We start from the raw sequence: 16,167 nt of genomic DNA, 5'->3' as shown, positions 1-16,167 counted from the left end.
ACGTTGTGCTGCGCCAGGGGCCGGGCCGCAAAATGCGCTTGGCCAGCTGGTGGTGCGCTTCCCCAACGACCACCTGGTCTACCTGCACGATACGCCGGCCCAGGGCCTGTTCGCACGGGAGCAGCGAGCGTTCAGCTCCGGCTGCATCCGGGTCGAGAACATCCAGCAATTCGGTCAGCTGCTCTCCGACGATACCGGTAGCGGCCATGAGGTGCGGCGGCTGATCGAGGCCGGCAGAACCGGCAACGTACCGCTGGCACAGCGGATGCCGGTCATCCTTCACTACTGGACCGTGCATCCGGCCGAGGATGGCGAGCTGGCGTTCCGGCCCGATATCTACCAGCGCGACGATGTGCTGCTGCGCGAGTTGGACCGCCCGCTGGCGCTGTGAGCGTGGGCCCCAGGCTCAGCGGTAACCTTCGGCCTGCAGGCGGAACAGCCGCGCATAGCGCCCGTTCTGCGCCATCAGGCTGGCGTGGTCGCCGCGCTCGATCACCTCACCGCCGTCGATCACCAGGATCTGGTCGGCGGCGCGCACCGTGGAGAAGCGGTGCGAGATCAGGATAGTCATCTTGTCCTGGCTGTGGCGGCGGAAGTCGGCAAAAACCGCCGCCTCGGCCGCCGCGTCCATGGCCGCGGTGGGCTCGTCGAGCACCAGGATGTCGGCACGCTCGCGCATGTGGGCCCGGGCCAGGGCGATCTTCTGCCATTGCCCGCCGGACAGCTCCTGGCCGCCCTTGAACCAGCGCCCTGGCTGGGTGTGGTAGCCGCCGGGCATGCTGCGGATGAAGTCGTCGGCCAGGCCGCGCTCGGCCGCCTGATGCCAGCGCTGCTCGTCCTCGAACGACTCGACGTCGCCGGCGCCGAGGTTCTCGCCCACCTTGAGCTGGTAGCGCACGAAGTCCTGGAAAATCACCCCAATGCGCCGGCGCAGCGTGGCCACGTCCCACTCGCGCAGGTCGCTGCCGTCGAGCAGGATGCGCCCTTCGCTGGGGGCATAGAGCCGTGTGAGCAGCTTGATCAGGGTGGTCTTGCCCGAGCCGTTGGCGCCCACCAGGGCCAGGCTCTGCCCCGGCGCCAGGTGCAGCGATACCTGGCGCAGCGCCGGGCGCTCGGCGCCGGGGTAGGTGAAGCTCACCTGCTCGAAGCGAATGCCGTCGCCTGGCTGCGCCCCTTCGGTAAGGGTGCCTTGCTCGGGCGCCACCGGCTGCTCCAGGTACTCGTAGAGGTTCGACAGGTAGAGGTTGTCCTCGTACATGCCGCTGATCGAGGTGAGGCTGGCCGAGAGCGCCGCCTGGCCCTGCTTGAACACCAGCAGGTACATGGTCATCTCGCCCAGGGTGAGCGCGCCGGAGATGGTTTCCGCCACCACCCAGGCATAGGCGCCGTAGAAGGCCAGGGTGCCGAGCAGCCCGAGCAGGAACCCCCAGCTCTCGCGGCGGATCGTCAGGCGGCGGTCCTCGCCGTTGAGGGTGTCGAAGATGCGGCGGTAGCGTTCGAGCAGCAGCGGCTCGAGCCCGAACAGCTTGACCTCCTTGATGCTGTCCTCGCGGGCCAGCACGGTTTCCAGGTACATCTGCATGCGGGTCTGGGGCGAGCGCCAGCGGAACAGGCGGAAGGCGTCGCCGGAGAACTTGGCCTCGGAGATGAACACCGGCAGGGCGCCGACCAGCAGCACCAGCAGCGCCCAGGGCGAGAACTGCACCAGCAGCACGCCGAAGCTGGCCAGCGAGATGGCGTTCTGCAGCAGCCCGAAGGTCTTGTTGACCAGCCCCAGCGGGCGGATCGAGGCTTCGCGGCGAGCGCGGGTGAGCTTGTCGTAGAACTCAGAATCCTCGAACTGGGCCAGCGTCAGGGTGCCAGCCTTCTCCAGGATCATCACGTTGACCTTCTGCCCCAGCAGCGCCCGCAGCAGCGACTGCTGCGCCGACAGGCCGCGCTGGGCCAGGGCGATGGCGGCGATCACCCCCGCTTCCGCCAGCACGTAGCGCATCACCGGCCAGGTCGACTCCAGGCTCAGCTCGGCGCCGGTCTCGCGGTGGTAGGCCATGGCCTCGACCACGGCATCGACGATCAGCTGGCCAAGCCAGGCGGCCACGGCGGGCAGCACGCCGGCGATCAGCGTGCAGATCGCCAGCCCCACCGTCAGCCCGCGCGAGGTCTGCCAGACCAGCGCCAGCGCACGGCGGCTGTAGCGGAACACGCCGAAGAAGGCGGCCAGGCGGTTGGCTTCGGGGGCGGGGTGGGAATGGCGCGCTGCATGTGGGGCGAGGACACGCGGGGTCTCCGATCAGGCGAGCCGCGGCGGCGGCGGTGGGCCAACGCACCGACGCCCCAGCAGTGTGGGGCGTCGAAGAGGGGTGCTGGGCGGTGGATCAGCCGTCGCTGTCGTCGCTGGCGCTGCTGGCCTGCGCCACCACCGGGCCGGTCTGGCCGGAGCGCAGGGCAGCCAGCAGGGGCTCGGCCTCGCGCTGGAAGGCCAGCAGCTGTTGGCCCTGCAGGCTCTTGCTTTCCGGCAGCTCGACCTTCATGGCATCCACCGCGTTATTGTTGACGATCACCTCATAGTGCAGGTGTGGCCCCGTGCTGCGGCCCGTATTGCCGGACAGCGCGATGCGTTCGCCCATGCTGACGCGGTCGCCGCGATTGACCAGCGCTCGCGACAGGTGCAGGTAGCGGGTGCGGTAGCCATTGTCATGCCGAACGACCACGTAGCGGCCCGCCACTGGGTGGTTGCCAATCTTCTCGACGCGGCCGTCCGCCGGCGCCACGATCGGCGTGCCAATGGGCATCGCCCAGTCGGTGCCGCGATGCGGGCTCACGCGGCCGGTGACCGGGTGCGTGCGGCGCGGGTTGAAGCCCGAGCTCATGCGGTAGCTGCCCTCGAACGGGTAGCGGCTGAAGGCGGGGTCGAGGCTCTGACCATCCGGGGTGTAGAAGTTGTTGTCGGCGCTGTTGCGCACCAGGGTCAGGTCCATGCGGTCGCCCTGGTACTGGATGGCCAACACGCGGGGATCGAAGCTGGTGCCGTCGATGATGTCGGACTCGATCAGTACCTGGAAGGTGTCTCCACGGCGTGAATCGCGGCGGAAGTCGAGCTTCTTCTCCAGCAGCCGCGAGACCTGGGCCACTTCCGTGCTCGACAGACCGGTAGCCTGCGCCGAGCGGGCGAAGCTGCCGCTCACGCTGCCGGCGAACAGGCGCTGGGAGGCCTCCCCGGCACGCTGGATGGTGGCGACCTCGAAGCCGTCGTCGCTGCGCTCGAGCAGGAAGCCTTCACGGGGATTGTGCATCAGGCGCATGGCCAGCAGCCGATCCTGCTCATCGAGCTGGTATTCGAAGGTGTTGCCGACCCGCCAATGCGTCAATGCGCGCTTGTTGGGGAGGCTGTCGAGCAGGCGCATCGCCTCGCTGTAGCCAAGCCCCAGCTCGTTCTGGGCCAGCACCGCGAAGGTGTCGCCCTGTCTTACGGTGTAGGTGCGCCACTGCGGCACGAACGGTTCGGTGGCGGCGATCTCGCGCTCAAGCAGGATCGGGCCGTCCTCGAACAGCTCCAGCTCGTCGTCCGGGTAGTCCTCGTAGGAAGTGGCGTCGGCCGCCAGGGCTTCGTCGTCGGTGAAGGTGTCGTCGAGCATGCCGCTGGCCAAGGTACCAATGACCAGCGCCATGTGCACGGCGCCGGAATCGAGCACCGGGCCAACATCGGCAACGCTATCCATTGGTGCATCGGCAACCGGCTGCTGCACGGCCACCCACTCGGCTTCCGCACGAGCACTGGCCATGCCGCTCAGGTCGATGATCTCGCTGGGTTTCAGCTGCGACAGCGGGATGTGGTCACGGGTGGCGTCCAGGGCCTGGGCGGCGATTTCGATGGCATCGGCGACCGAGTAGCGGTCGCTGTTCAGGGAGGGCAGGCCGGGTTGGGCCTCGGGCGACAGCGGGAAGAGCACGGTGGCGGGTGCTTGCCCCTGTCGCTGGGTGGTTTCCACAAGGGTGACGATCTTTTGCGCGCCCAGCACCGTCACCATGGTGGCGACCGGTAGCAGCATCAACTTATGCGTGCGGGGCAGCGAATGAAGAATTCGCAACATGAGCAAGGGCCATAAAAAAGGTGACATAACGATAATAAAGGCATGGGAACCTTACCCCATGACATATGGCCTGCCTAGTCTGTATAAGCATACAGACCGGCTCGCTTCCAGGGAGTCAGTTCCCGAGGAGGCGTATCATCATGTTGTCGAACGGCGTTCAACAACACTCATGGGCATTGAACGTGAACGAAGCGCGGCTTGACAAGCCCGATTTCGGAAAAGAAGTGTGTGAAAATGTCACCTTTTCGACCGGAGCGACTGAGCGCTCCGGTACGCTGAGTTACAGGGATGTGAACGTTCCGTTACGATAATCTCGCAATGCCTCCTCGATTTCGCTCATGTGATTCATTACGAACGGTCCGTAGTGGGCGATCGGCTCGCCGTGCGGCGTGCCGGCCAGCAGCAGGGCCTGGGCACCTGCAGTAGTCGCCAGAGTGAGGCTGTCGCCGGGGCCGAGGCGCGCCAGCTGCCCCGCTTCGATGGCGGTATCACCGACCTGCAGCGTGCCCTCGAAGACATAAAGCGCCACGGTTGCCGCACTCAGGGCCAGCGCCAGCTCACCGCCTTCCTTCAATCGCACGTGGGCCACCGCGCCGTCTCCGGCCAGCGCATCCAGCGGGCCCTCCACGCTTTCGCCATCGTCACTCTGCCAATGTCCGCCGAGCGCAATCAGCTCGCTTGCCTGGCCCGCCAGGTGCGGCATCTCATCGCTGCGCACGTCGCGGTAGCGGGCGGGGCTCAGCTTGTCCTTGGCCGCCAGGTTGAGCCAGAGCTGGAAGGCGTGCAGGCCGTGGCTGTCGGTCAGCGGCATCTCGGAGTGCACGATGCCACGGCCGGTGTGCATCCACTGGGCGTCGCCGGCGCGGATGCTGCTGGCATGACCGAGATGGTCTTCATGGGTAAGCCCACCGTGGATCACGTAGGTGAGGGTCTGGATGCCGCGGTGGGGGTGGGGCGGGAAGCCGCCGATGTAATCGTCGGGGCTGTCGGAGCCCAGCTCGTCGAGCATCAGGAAGGGGTCCAGCGAGCCTTCGAAGCGGTGAATGCGCTTGATTTTCACGCCGTCACCGTCCTGGCTCGGCTGGCTGCGGATAATGTCGATCACGTGGCGAAGCAGCGGGGATGCGGCCATGGGAAACCCTCCAGGCAAGTGATACTGGTATTTTAGGCCGTTTTTTTCGAAAATTAATCGCATAGTTTTGCTTTAACGGTTCGAGGAATTCGAAATGTCCCGTGTCACCCTGGCCCAGTGGCGTATGCTGGCGGCGGTCGTCGAGCATGGTGGCTTCGCCCGTGCGGCCGAAGCGATCCACAAGAGCCCGTCCACGCTCAATCATGCGGTACATAAGCTCGAAGAGCAGCTGGGCGTGCAGGTGCTCGAACCCGTGGGCCGCCAGGTACGGCTGACCGAGGCGGGCGAGATGCTGCTGCGCCGGGCACACCAACTGCTCGAAAGCGCCGAGGCGCTGGAGGATGTCGCCGGGCGCCTGGCCGCCGGCCTGGAGGCGGAGGTGGTGCTGGCGGTGGACCAGATCTTCCCCAGCGGCGCCTTGGCGCAGGCGCTGAACCGCTTTTCCGCCGCCTTTCCTTACGTGCAGGTGCAGCTGCACGAGACGGTGCTCAACGGTGGCATCGAGATGCTCTATGACGGTCGCGCCGACCTGACCCTGACCGGGCTCGCGGCCCAGGGTTTTCTCGGCGATCCGCTGGTACAGGTGCGCTTCATTGCCGTGGCGCATCCCGACCATGCGCTGCATGCGCTGGGCCGCGAGCTGGACCTGCGTGACCTGCTGCGCCACCGCCAGATGGTGGTACGCGACTCGGCCCAGCGCCAGTCGATGGACGCCGGCTGGCTGAAGGCGGAGCAGCGCTGGACGGTGAGCCACCTGGAGACCTCGATCGACATGGTGCGCCGCGGACTCGCCTTCGCCTGGCTGCCGGAAACCCGCATCCAGGCCGAACTGGAGCGCGGCGTGCTGGTGCCGCTGCCACTCGCCGCCGGCGGCAACCGCGAGGTGTCGATCCAGATGATCTACCGCGACCGCGATCGTGCCGGCCCGGCGACCCACGCCATGGCCGAGGCGCTGAAGGCGGCCGTGAGCGAGCAGTGTACGGCGTGAGCTTTCGCTTTTTACGACGATTGGGCGCAATTTCTCCGCTTGAGCCACGAGGCGATCGGCTTACCCTGAAGAAAAGCCATTCGAGGAGAGCAAAGATGGGTCTGTTGATCGACGGCACCTGGCATGACCAGTGGTACGACACCAAGAAGCACGGCGGCGAGTTCGTGCGGGAATCCGCCCAGCTGCGCGACTGGGTCACCGCGGACGGCTCGCCGGGCCCCGACGGCCAGCGCGCCGTGCCGGCAGAGGCGGGGCGCTTCCACCTCTATGTCTCGCTGGCCTGCCCCTGGGCGCACCGCACCCTGATCATGCGCAAGCTCAAGGGGCTAGAGTCGCTGATCGGCGTTTCTTGGGTCAGCCCGCTGATGCTCGACCAGGGCTGGAGCTACCACGAAGAGGAGGGCGCCAGCGGTGACTCGGTCAACGGCGTGGCCTATCACCGCGAACTCTACACCCTGACCGACCCGCACTACACCGGCCGGGTCACGGTGCCGGTGCTGTGGGATAAGCGGGAAGGGCGCATCGTCAACAACGAGTCCGCCGAGCTGCTGCGCATCCTCAACGGTGCCTTCGACGGCCTCACCGGCAACCAGCTCGACTTCTATCCGGAGGACCTGCGCGAGACCATCGACGAGGTCAACGCCGAGGTGTACGAGCACATCAACAACGGCGTCTATAAGTCGGGCTTCGCCACCGAGCAGCAGGTGTACGAAAAGCACGTCACCGCGCTGTTCGCCTCGCTCGACCGCATCGAGGCACGGCTGGGCGAGCACCGCTACCTGGCCGGTGAGTGGCTCACCGAGGCCGACATCCGCCTGTTCACCACCCTGGTGCGCTTCGACGCCGTCTATTACGGCCACTTCAAGTGCAACTTCCGCCGCATCGAGGACTACCCCAACCTCTCACACTACCTGCGCGAGCTCTATCAATGGCCGGGCGTGGCCGAGACGGTCAACCTCGATCACATCAAGCGCCACTACTATTACAGCCACGACACCATCAACCCGACCCGCATCGTGCCCAAGGGGCCGCTGCTCGATTTCGACCGGCCTCACGACCGCGAGCGGCTGGCGGGACGGGGAGTACGTGAGAAGGGATGAGCTAGCCTCAGCGCTGTTTCGCCAGCCACCTGTCCAGCGCGTTGGCGAACTCACGGCGGTCGCTGTCCGAATAGCCTTTCGGCCCGCCGGTGTGTTCGCCGCTGGAGCGCATCGTTTCCATGAAATCGCGCAGCTGTACCTTGGCGCGAATGTTGTTCCTGTCGAGGATCTCGCCGCGGGTGGTCATCACCGCCGCGCCCTTGTCGATGGCCTCCAGCGCCAGCGGCAGGTCGGAGCTGATCAGCAGGTCGCCTGACTCTAGGCGCGCCACGATCTCGTTGTCGGCGGCGTCGAAGCCGTGGCTCACCGACAGAGCCTTGACCCACTTGGAGGGCGGCAGCGGGATCGAGTGGTTGGCGACGAACCAGGCCGGCGTGGTGGTGCGCTCGGCGGCGCGAACGATGATGTCGCGTGCCACCCGGGGGCAGGCATCGGCATCGACCCAGAGCGTGGGCATTCAGGCGGGCTCCTCGAAGAAAATTTAAGGTTTAGGTGAACGCAGCGTTGAAAGTGCTGGTTTTGGCTCGGGCCCGATGGTAGCATGCGCGCTCCTCGCATGTGCTGACCCCGCCATCATGACGATTCGCTCCATACGCCCCGCGTATGAGAGGCAATCACCGAGACCGACAGCTATCGCTGCGTCCGAGATGTGAAGATGGAGCGCCAAACAAGATGCCGCCAACCGGGCAGCATCGGCGCAGAAAGGTCGCCACGCGGTTCGATGCCCGTTGGCGCGAACCGGATGCCAGGTGCGACCGGCGTCCCACGTACCCCGTGATCCGCTCTGTTGAGGCCAGTTGGCCTACGACGACAGGGCCACCGACCTGCCTAGTGCTGCGTCGGGGATGCCTCAATGTTTTGCCGGCGAGTGCCGGCCTACCAAGGTGTGATTGATGACCTCGACTTCTGTCGCCTCGCCGAGCTTCGGCGATCTTGCTCTGCTGCCTGCCGTTCTCGCCGCTGTAGAAACACTGGGTTACGAAACTCCCTCCCCGATTCAGACACAGACCATTCCGGCACTGCTGGAAGGGCGCGACATGCTGGGCCAGGCCCAGACCGGCACCGGCAAGACCGCGGCGTTCGCGCTGCCGCTGCTCTCGCGGCTGGAACTGACCCGCCGTGAGCCCCAGGTATTGGTACTGGCACCGACCCGTGAGCTGGCCCAGCAGGTGGCCGTCTCCTTTACCAAGTACGGCCAGAACCTGCAGGGTCTGGAAGTGGCCATCCTATGCGGTGGCATGGAATACCGCGACCAGCTGGCCGCCCTGAAGCGCGGCGCCCAGGTGGTGGTGGGCACCCCCGGCCGAGTGATCGACCACCTCGACCGCGGCAGCCTCAAGCTCGACGGCCTGAATGCCCTGGTGCTGGACGAAGCCGACGAGATGCTGCGCATGGGCTTCATCGACGACGTGAAGCGCGTGGTCGCCGATACCCCGAAGGACGCCCAGCGCGTGTTCTTCTCTGCCACGCTGCCGGCCGAGATCGAGCGCATCGTCAACCGCTACCTGGTCGATCCGGTGAAGGTGGCGATCGAGTCGCGCACCACTACCGCCGAGCTCATCGAGCAGCGGCTGGTGCGCGTCGAGGGTGGCGCCAAGCTGGAAGCGCTGGCGCGCATCCTTGAAGTCGAGCCGGTGGATGCCGCCATCGTCTTCGTGCGCACCCGGGCCGCCTGCACCACGCTGATGGAGCAGCTTTCCGCCCGCGGCGTGAACGTGGCTAGCCTGTCCGGCGACCTGGACCAGAGCCTGCGCGAGCGCACCATCCAGCGCCTGAAGCGCGGCAAGATCGACGTGCTGATCGCTACCGACGTGGCCGCCCGCGGCCTCGACGTGCCGCGCATCACCCACGTGATCAACTACGATCTGCCCCAGGACAGCGAGGCCTACACCCACCGCATCGGGCGTACCGGCCGGGCCGGCCGCGAAGGCGTGGCGATCACCTTCGCCGGCTTCCGCGAAGGCCGCAAGATCGGCTGGCTGGAGCAGGCCACCGGCCAGCGCATGAGCGAAATGGCGCTGCCCGACGAGGCGGCCATCCGCGCCCACCGCGACGAGGTGTTCCACCAGCGCGTCATCGCCGCACTGACCGCCGGTGCCGACGAGCAGCGTGCCCTGGTCGAGCGCCTGGTGGCCGAGGGTCATGACCCGCTCGAGCTGGCCTGTGCCTTCGCCGCCCTGGCGCGTGCCGACGAGGCGCCCATTGGCCGCCTGCAGGCGCCGCGCAAGGAGCGCACCGATCGCGGTGAGCGCGGCGAGCGTGCCCCGCGCGACGGCAAGCCGCCGCGTCGCGGTGAGCGCGATGGCCGTGGCCCCAGCGAGGGCATGACCCGCTATCGCGTCGCCGTTGGTCACAAGGATGGCGTCAAGCCGGGCCAGCTAGTCGGCGCCCTGGCCAACGAAGGTGGCATCGAAGGTTCGCGGATTGGCCGCATCGATATCCGCAACGCCTTCTCCGTGGTGGAGCTGCCAAGCTCGCTGCCGCCGAGCATCCTGGCCAAGATGGCCCGCGCCCGCGTCGCCGGTCGTGCGCTGGAAATCAGCGAGGATTCCGGCGCCCCCGAGCGTGCCCCGCGCCGCCGCCGTGAGGATGGCGAGGCACCGGTGCGTCGCCGCACCAGCGCCTGAGAATCGCCGGGCCCGCTGCCCGGCAGCTTGAAACATCCCGGCAACGCCTGATGTCCCCGGCAGCGCCTGAAAAGCCCCGGCACCGTTCTTCGGTGTCGGGGTTTTTTCTATTAAGCTATTGTTTTGCGTGACATTTTCCTGGAGATCATCGTTACGATAGCCGCATCCTATTGTGAGCGGTGCTACTGTGGTGCGACGGAAGTCATTAACGTGCTCATCATTTCGATCCGCGACAGGAGAACACCGTGCAGGAGACGAACCTCTTTACCCCGCTTCAGCTGGGCAAGCTGAGCCTTCCCAATCGCGTGATCATGGCCCCGCTGACCCGCTCGCGCACGCCCGATAGCGTGCCCGGCAAGCTGCAGGAGTTCTACTACGGCCAGCGCGCCAGCGCCGGGCTGATCATCAGCGAGGCGACCAATATTTCGCCCACCGCGCGCGGCTACGTCTATACGCCGGGCATCTGGACCGACGAGCAGGAAGCCGGCTGGAAAGGCGTCGTCGAGGCGGTGCACGCCAAGGGCGGGCGCATCGCGCTGCAGCTGTGGCACGTGGGGCGTGTTTCCCACGAGATGGTGCAGCCCAACGGCGAGCCGCCGGTGGCGCCCAGCGCCATCAAGGGGAGGGCGCCGAGTGCTTCGTCGAGTTCGAGGACGGCAGCGCGGGGCCGCATCCCACCAGCACCCCGCGGGCGCTGGAAACCGACGAGATCCCCGGCATCGTCGAGGATTACCGCCAGGCCGCCGTGCGCGCCAAGCGGGCCGGTTTCGACATGGTCGAAGTGCATGCGGCCAATGCCTACCTGCTCAACCAGTTCCTGGCCACCGGCACCAACCAGCGTACCGATCGCTACGGCGGCTCCGTCGAGAATCGTGCGCGTTTCCCGCTGGAAGTGGTGGATGCGGTCGCCGAAGTGTTTGGCCCCGAGCGGGTCGGCATCCGCCTGACGCCGTTCATCGAGCTGTTCGGCCTCACCGACGATGAGCCCGAGGAGATGGCTTACTACCTGGCCGAGCAGCTCTCAAGACGCGGCCTGGCCTACCTGCACTTCAACGAGCCCAACTGGGCGGGTGGGGACATCCACTTTCCCGAAGGCTTCCGCGAGCAGATGCGCCAGCGCTTCCGCGGTGCCCTGATCTACTGCGGTGGCTACGACGCCGAGCGGGCCCGCCAGCGGCTCGCCGACGGCACCGCCGATGCCGTGGCCTTCGGGCGCCCCTTCATTGCCAACCCGGACCTGCCCGAGTGGCTGCGTGTCGGTGCCAAGCTCAATGAGCCTGATCCGAACACTTTCTACGGCGGTGCCGAAAAAGGCTACACCGACTATCCCTTCCTGAATAACGGCCACGACCGCCTGGGCTGACCTCGTGCAAGGCAGTGGTTGGCAGCGCCGTTGCTACCGGCCTAACCGCTGCCCCAGGGCCTGCATGAAGCGGCTGCCTGCGGCAAGTTGCTCGAGCTCGATGAATTCGTCGGGCTGGTGCGCCTGGCGAATGCTGCCGGGGCCGCAGATCACCGTGGGCAGGCCCACGCGCTGGAACTGCCCGGCCTCGGTGGCGTAGGCCACTGCGCCGTGGGGCTGTTCGCCGAGCAGCTCGCGGCACAGGTCGGTCGCCGCGGCATTGTGCTCGTCGGCCAGTGCCGGCACGGTGGTGTTCAGCGCCTCGGTGACGATGCTGGCCTCCGGCGCACGCCGCTGCATCTCGGCTTCCAGTTCGGCGGCATAGGCTGTGACCCGCTCGAACAGTTCCTCGAAGCGGTCGCTGGGCAGGTGGCGAATCTCCCACTCGAAGGTGCACTCGCGGGCCATGATGTTGATCGCGGTACCGCCGGCGATCTTGCCCACGTGCAGGCTGGAGTGGGCGACGTTGAAGGCCTCGTCGACACGCCCCTCGGCGCGCAGCTCGCTCATCACGTCTTCGATCTTCGTCACCAGCCGTGCGGCGACGTGGATGGCCGACACGCCCTGGTCGATCTGGCTCGAATGGGAGGCACGGCCGGTCACGGTGGTGCGCAGGTTGGTGGCGCCCTTGTGCGCCACTACCGGCTGCATCAGGGTGGGTTCGCCGACGATCACCGCGGCGGGGCGGGGGTGGTCGGCGACCAGCCGTTCGATCATGCGCGGTGCGCCGATGCAGCCGACCTCCTCGTCGTAGGAGAGCGCCAGGAGGATCGGCGCCTGCAGGTCGAGCCGGGTCCAGGCGGGAACTTCGGCCAGGGCGCAGGCGATGAAGCCCTTCATGTCGCAGGTGCCGCGCCCGTAGAGCTTGCCGTCGCCCTTGTCGACCAGGGTGAACGGGTCGCTCGACCACGGCTGGCCGGCCACCGGCACCACGTCGGTATGGCCCGAGAGCACCACGCCGCCCGCCACGTCGGGCCCGATGCGGGCCAGCAGATTGGCCTTGGTGCCGTCGTCGTTCTCGACCCGCCAGTGTTCCACGCCGTATTGATCGAGATAGCGTTCAACGAAGGCGATCAGATCGAGGTTGGAGTCGCGCGAAACGGTGGCAAAGCCCACCAGGCGCTCAAGCATCTCGGCGGCGGTCATGGGTCCCTCCTGACAGTTATTGTTCCTAGCCTATCACGCCATCGGCTCGCAACGATGGCTTGGTGCCTGAAAGTCTGTCTCAATCGAATTTTTCATTATTATTGAAAAAGACTATTAATCCGGTGTTGAAAAACAAGTCTCTCTCTTTCAGTTTCGCTGATATACCTATTCTTACGGTACAGCAACATACACGACAGCCACGTCACCGAAGGAGAGCGTCATGGATAAAAAAGTCGACAGCAGCGCAGGCAAGTGTCCCGTCATGCACGGGTCGCGTACCAAGCATGGAGACACCGGGAATTCCGTCTTCGATTGGTGGCCCAACCAGCTGAACCTTAACATTCTTCATCAGCACGCCCCCAGGTCCAATCCGTTGGGCGAAGCGTTCGATTATGCCGAGGCGTTCAAGTCGCTCGACCTGGGCGCGGTCAAGCAAGATCTCGAAGCCCTGATGACCGACTCCCAAGACTGGTGGCCGGCCGATTACGGCCATTATGGGCCGCTGTTCATCCGCATGGCGTGGCATAGCGCCGGCAGCTACCGGGTGGGCGACGGGCGGGGCGGCGCCGGCACCGGCACCCAGCGTTTCGCGCCGCTCAACAGCTGGCCCGACAACGGCAACCTGGACAAGGCGCGCCGCCTGCTGTGGCCGATCAAGCGCAAGTATGGCAACAAGCTCTCCTGGGCCGACCTGTACATCCTGGCGGGCAATGTCGCGCTGGAATCCATGGGCTTCAAGACCTTTGGCTTCGCCGGTGGGCGCGAGGACGTCTACCAGCCGGAAGAGGATATCTACTGGGGCGCCGAGGACGAGTGGCTGGCCGACAGTAGCCATGCCAAGAGCCGCTACACCGGCGAGCGCGACCTGGAGAACCCGCTGGCGGCGGTGCAGATGGGCCTCATCTACGTCAACCCCGAAGGGCCGGACGGCAACCCGGACCCGCTCGCCTCGGCCAGGGATATCCGCGAGACCTTCGCTCGCATGGCGATGAACGACTACGAGACGGTGGCGCTCACCGCTGGCGGCCACACCTTCGGCAAGGCCCACGGCGCCGGCGATCCGGTTAACGTCGGCCCCGAGCCGGAAGCCGCGCCCATGGAGGAGATGGGCTTCGGCTGGAAGAGCGGCTACAAGAGCGGCAAGGGCCGCGACACCATCACCAGCGGCCTGGAGGGCGCCTGGACGCCGACACCGACGAAGTGGGACATGAGCTACTTCGACGTGCTGTTCGGCTACGAGTGGGAGCTGACCACCAGCCCGGCCGGTGCCAAGCAGTGGGCGCCGAAGGGACTTGCCGAGAAGGACATGGCGCCGGACGCCGAGGACCCGGCCAAGCGCGTGGGCATCATGATGTCCACCGCCGACATGGCCATGCGCGAGGACCCCGAGTACCGCAGAATCGCCGAGCACTTCTACAACAATCCGGACGAGTTCGCCGACGCCTTTGCCCGCGCCTGGTTCAAGCTGACCCACCGTGATATGGGCCCCAAGGCGCGCTACCTCGGTCCGGAAGTGCCGACCGAGGAGCTGCTGTGGCAGGATCCGGTGCCCGCCGTGGACCATGAGCTGGTCGATGCCCAGGACATCGCCAGCCTCAAGGGCAAGATCCTTGCCTCGGGCCTGACGGTGGCTGAACTGGTCTACACCGCCTGGTCGTCGGCTTCCACCTTCCGCGGCTCCGACATGCGCGGTGGAGCCAACGGGGCCCGTATCCGCCTGGCGCCGCAGAAGGAGTGGGAAGTCAACCAGCCCGAGCAGCTGGCCAAGGTGCTGAAGACCCTGGAGAGCATTCAGAGCGACTTCAACGCGACCCAGGGGGCGCAAGCGGGTCTCGCTGGCTGACCTGATCGTGCTCGGCGGTGCCGCCGCCATCGAGCAGGCGGCCGGGGATGCCGGTCACGCCATCGAGGTGCCGTTCACGCCGGGCCGCACCGACGCCAGCGCCGAGCAGACCGACGCCGACTCCTTCGAGTGGCTGCGCCCCGAGGCCGACGGCTTCCGTAACTATCGCCGCGCTCGCTTCACCGTCTCCGATGAGGAGATGCTGGTCGACAAGGCCCAACTTCTGGGGCTTTCTGCCCCGGAAATGACCGTGCTGGTGGGCGGTCTGCGGGTGCTCGAAGCGAACTACGGCAATGCGCGCCATGGTGTGTTCACCGACCGCCCCGGGACGTTGACCAACGACTTCTTCGTCAACCTGGTCGACATGGGCACCCAGTGGCAGCCCGCCTCGGTAGATGCCGATGTGTTCGAGGGCCGCGACCGTGCGACCGGCGAACTGAAGTGGACCGGCACCCGCGTCGACCTGGTGTTCGGCTCCAACTCGCAGCTGCGCGCCATCGCCGAGGTCTACGCCCAGGACGATGCCAAGGAGAAGTTCGTTCGCGACTTTGTCGCCGCCTGGAACAAGGTGATGAACGCCGACCGCTTCGACCTGGCCTAAGCCCGGATTGAAGAGAAGTGAAAAAGCGCCCCGGTAACGGGGCGCTTTTTTCGGTTTCAGGGGGCTGCCTGGCCGAATGTGCTGGGTAGAAACCTTGATCAGGCCGTTGCAAAAAGCCAGCTTATTCGACGCCGTGACATGTTCACGCTTCTTGTTTTTTTCGACACGTTCCAGGACATGTGGATGGCATGCAAGCTGCAGCAGCGCGTTCTGAGGACGCTGTTCGGGCCTTCCTCAACAGCCCGGCCGTCACGGCGGCGTGCCGATGATCCGCTCCAGCTCCCGGTTGAACGCTGCCGGCCGGGCCATGTGCAGGAAGTGGTCGGTGCCTTCCATGATCACGGCGTCGAACTTGGCCAGCAGCTGCCGGTTGGCGTCGATGTCGGTCGGCCACAGGTCGGCGTTGATGGCCACCACCGGCACGCTGAGCTGCTCGAAGCGCCGTGCCGCCTCGCCGTCGGCATGCCGGGTGAGCATCTCCTGCATGGCACTGATTGCGACCTGGGGAGGTGCTGCCGCCATGTCCTGCACCACCCAGTCGCGCAGGTTGGCATCGGTGGTGTCGATGAACATCGAGGTGACGAAGTGAGCAGCGGCCGAAACGAAGTCCTGCTGGATCGGCGCCAGCATGGCGTCGATCTCGGCCTGGCTGAGCGGTGCCGCCATATCATGAAAGGTATCGACGCCGATGATGCCGATCACACGCTCGGGCATGAGGTGCGCCGCTTCTACGGCGACGGGCCCGCCCATGGAGTGGCCAATCAGCAGGGCCTGCTGAACCTCCAGGTCGTCCAGCACCGCCCTCACGTCTTCGCCGAAGGCGCGCATGGTGAAGTCTTCACGCGCCAGGCCGGAATGGCCGTGACCGGCAAGGTCGATCGTCACCACCCGATGCTGCTGCGAGAAATGCGGCACCTGTCCGCGCCAGTAGCGCCCGTCGCAGCTCCAGCCGTGGAGGAACACGAGGGTCGGTTCGCCACTGCCGTGAACCTCATAGGCAATCGGCACGCCGTCTGCCGACTCGGTCATGCGCGGCCAGTTGACTTCGGCTGCCAGCGCCTGGCCCGCCACGGCCAGCAGCAGCGCCAGGCCCAGAATACGCATGCCGTGCAGTGCGAACGCTTTCATGAGGCTCTCCCTTATCTGAGCGGGGCTGTGACCTATGCAGCATAGCCGAGCCGCCGAATCCCCAGCTGGCCTTTTGACCGCGGCGGGCAGCTATAGGAGCGCCCCGGTT

The 16,167-nt window shown here is 66.3% G+C and carries 10 protein-coding genes and 3 pseudogenes; 7 read left to right on the top strand and 6 right to left on the bottom strand.

Going from position 1 to position 16,167, the window contains the following annotated elements; all coding sequences use genetic code 11:
• Positions 1 to 49 precede the first annotated feature (49 nt).
• Together ACUDAL_RS11695 and ACUDAL_RS11690 are read left to right on the top strand one after the other, a co-directional pair.
• Positions 50 to 118: pseudogene (locus tag ACUDAL_RS11695) on the top strand (hypothetical protein); the annotation flags it as partial.
• A 93-nt stretch (positions 119 to 211) separates the two neighbouring features.
• Entirely contained in the window at positions 212 to 391 is a 180-nt protein-coding gene (locus ACUDAL_RS11690; RefSeq protein ID WP_444679447.1) for a hypothetical protein, read from the top strand.
• A 15-nt stretch (positions 392 to 406) separates the two neighbouring features.
• Here the strand turns inward: ACUDAL_RS11690 and ACUDAL_RS11685 are convergent, their stop codons facing one another.
• The 3 genes from ACUDAL_RS11685 to ACUDAL_RS11675 all read right to left on the bottom strand — a co-directional run bounded on the left by ACUDAL_RS11685 (position 407) and on the right by ACUDAL_RS11675 (position 5,223).
• Entirely contained in the window at positions 407 to 2,203 is a 1,797-nt protein-coding gene (locus ACUDAL_RS11685; RefSeq protein ID WP_444678248.1) for an ABC transporter ATP-binding protein, read from the bottom strand.
• A 172-nt stretch (positions 2,204 to 2,375) separates the two neighbouring features.
• Positions 2,376 to 4,091, bottom strand: a complete 1,716-nt coding sequence (locus ACUDAL_RS11680; protein WP_444678247.1) for a peptidoglycan DD-metalloendopeptidase family protein — start codon at positions 4,089 to 4,091, stop codon at positions 2,376 to 2,378.
• A 280-nt stretch (positions 4,092 to 4,371) separates the two neighbouring features.
• On the bottom strand, positions 4,372 to 5,223 hold the full coding sequence (locus ACUDAL_RS11675) for a pirin family protein (RefSeq protein WP_444678246.1): 852 nt from the start codon (positions 5,221 to 5,223) through the stop codon (positions 4,372 to 4,374).
• A 94-nt stretch (positions 5,224 to 5,317) separates the two neighbouring features.
• Between ACUDAL_RS11675 and ACUDAL_RS11670 the strand changes: the two genes are divergently transcribed.
• Positions 5,318 to 6,211, top strand: a complete 894-nt coding sequence (locus tag ACUDAL_RS11670) for a LysR family transcriptional regulator (protein ID WP_444678245.1) — start codon at positions 5,318 to 5,320, stop codon at positions 6,209 to 6,211.
• A 95-nt stretch (positions 6,212 to 6,306) separates the two neighbouring features.
• On the top strand, positions 6,307 to 7,311 hold the full coding sequence (locus tag ACUDAL_RS11665; RefSeq protein ID WP_444678244.1) for a glutathione S-transferase family protein: 1,005 nt from the start codon (positions 6,307 to 6,309) through the stop codon (positions 7,309 to 7,311).
• Between the two features lie 7 nt (positions 7,312 to 7,318).
• Here ACUDAL_RS11665 and ACUDAL_RS11660 read toward each other — a convergent pair whose 3' ends face one another.
• Positions 7,319 to 7,768: a YaiI/YqxD family protein gene (locus ACUDAL_RS11660; protein ID WP_444678243.1), complete on the bottom strand. Its 450-nt coding sequence runs from the start codon at positions 7,766 to 7,768 to the stop codon at positions 7,319 to 7,321.
• Positions 7,769 to 8,204: 436 nt separating this feature from the next.
• On the opposite strand from ACUDAL_RS11660, the gene ACUDAL_RS11655 reads away from it, so the two are divergent.
• Positions 8,205 to 9,938 (top strand): DEAD/DEAH box helicase, encoded by a 1,734-nt coding sequence (locus ACUDAL_RS11655; protein ID WP_444678242.1) that lies wholly within the window; start codon positions 8,205 to 8,207, stop codon positions 9,936 to 9,938.
• Between the two features lie 245 nt (positions 9,939 to 10,183).
• Positions 10,184 to 11,301, top strand: a pseudogene (locus ACUDAL_RS11650) (alkene reductase).
• Between the two features lie 33 nt (positions 11,302 to 11,334).
• On the opposite strand, the gene argE reads toward ACUDAL_RS11650, so the two are convergent.
• Positions 11,335 to 12,486 carry an acetylornithine deacetylase gene (argE, locus tag ACUDAL_RS11645; protein WP_444678241.1) on the bottom strand — a complete coding sequence of 384 codons (1,152 nt, stop codon included), beginning with the start codon at positions 12,484 to 12,486 and terminating at the stop codon, positions 11,335 to 11,337.
• 220 nt (positions 12,487 to 12,706) lie between these two features.
• Between argE and katG the strand changes: the two are divergent.
• Positions 12,707 to 14,930: pseudogene (gene katG, locus ACUDAL_RS11640) on the top strand (catalase/peroxidase HPI).
• Between the two features lie 249 nt (positions 14,931 to 15,179).
• Here the strand turns inward: katG and ACUDAL_RS11635 are convergent.
• Positions 15,180 to 16,058 (bottom strand): alpha/beta fold hydrolase, encoded by an 879-nt coding sequence (locus ACUDAL_RS11635; RefSeq protein WP_444678240.1) that lies wholly within the window; start codon positions 16,056 to 16,058, stop codon positions 15,180 to 15,182.
• Positions 16,059 to 16,167 lie beyond the last annotated feature (109 nt).

The sequence above is a fragment of the Halomonas sp. E19 genome, from assembly GCF_052439355.1.
In the GTDB taxonomy this organism is placed as follows: domain Bacteria; phylum Pseudomonadota; class Gammaproteobacteria; order Pseudomonadales; family Halomonadaceae; genus Halomonas.
The sequence above is the reverse complement of the archived record's forward strand: the minus strand, read 5'-3'. Positions and strand labels throughout refer to the sequence as shown.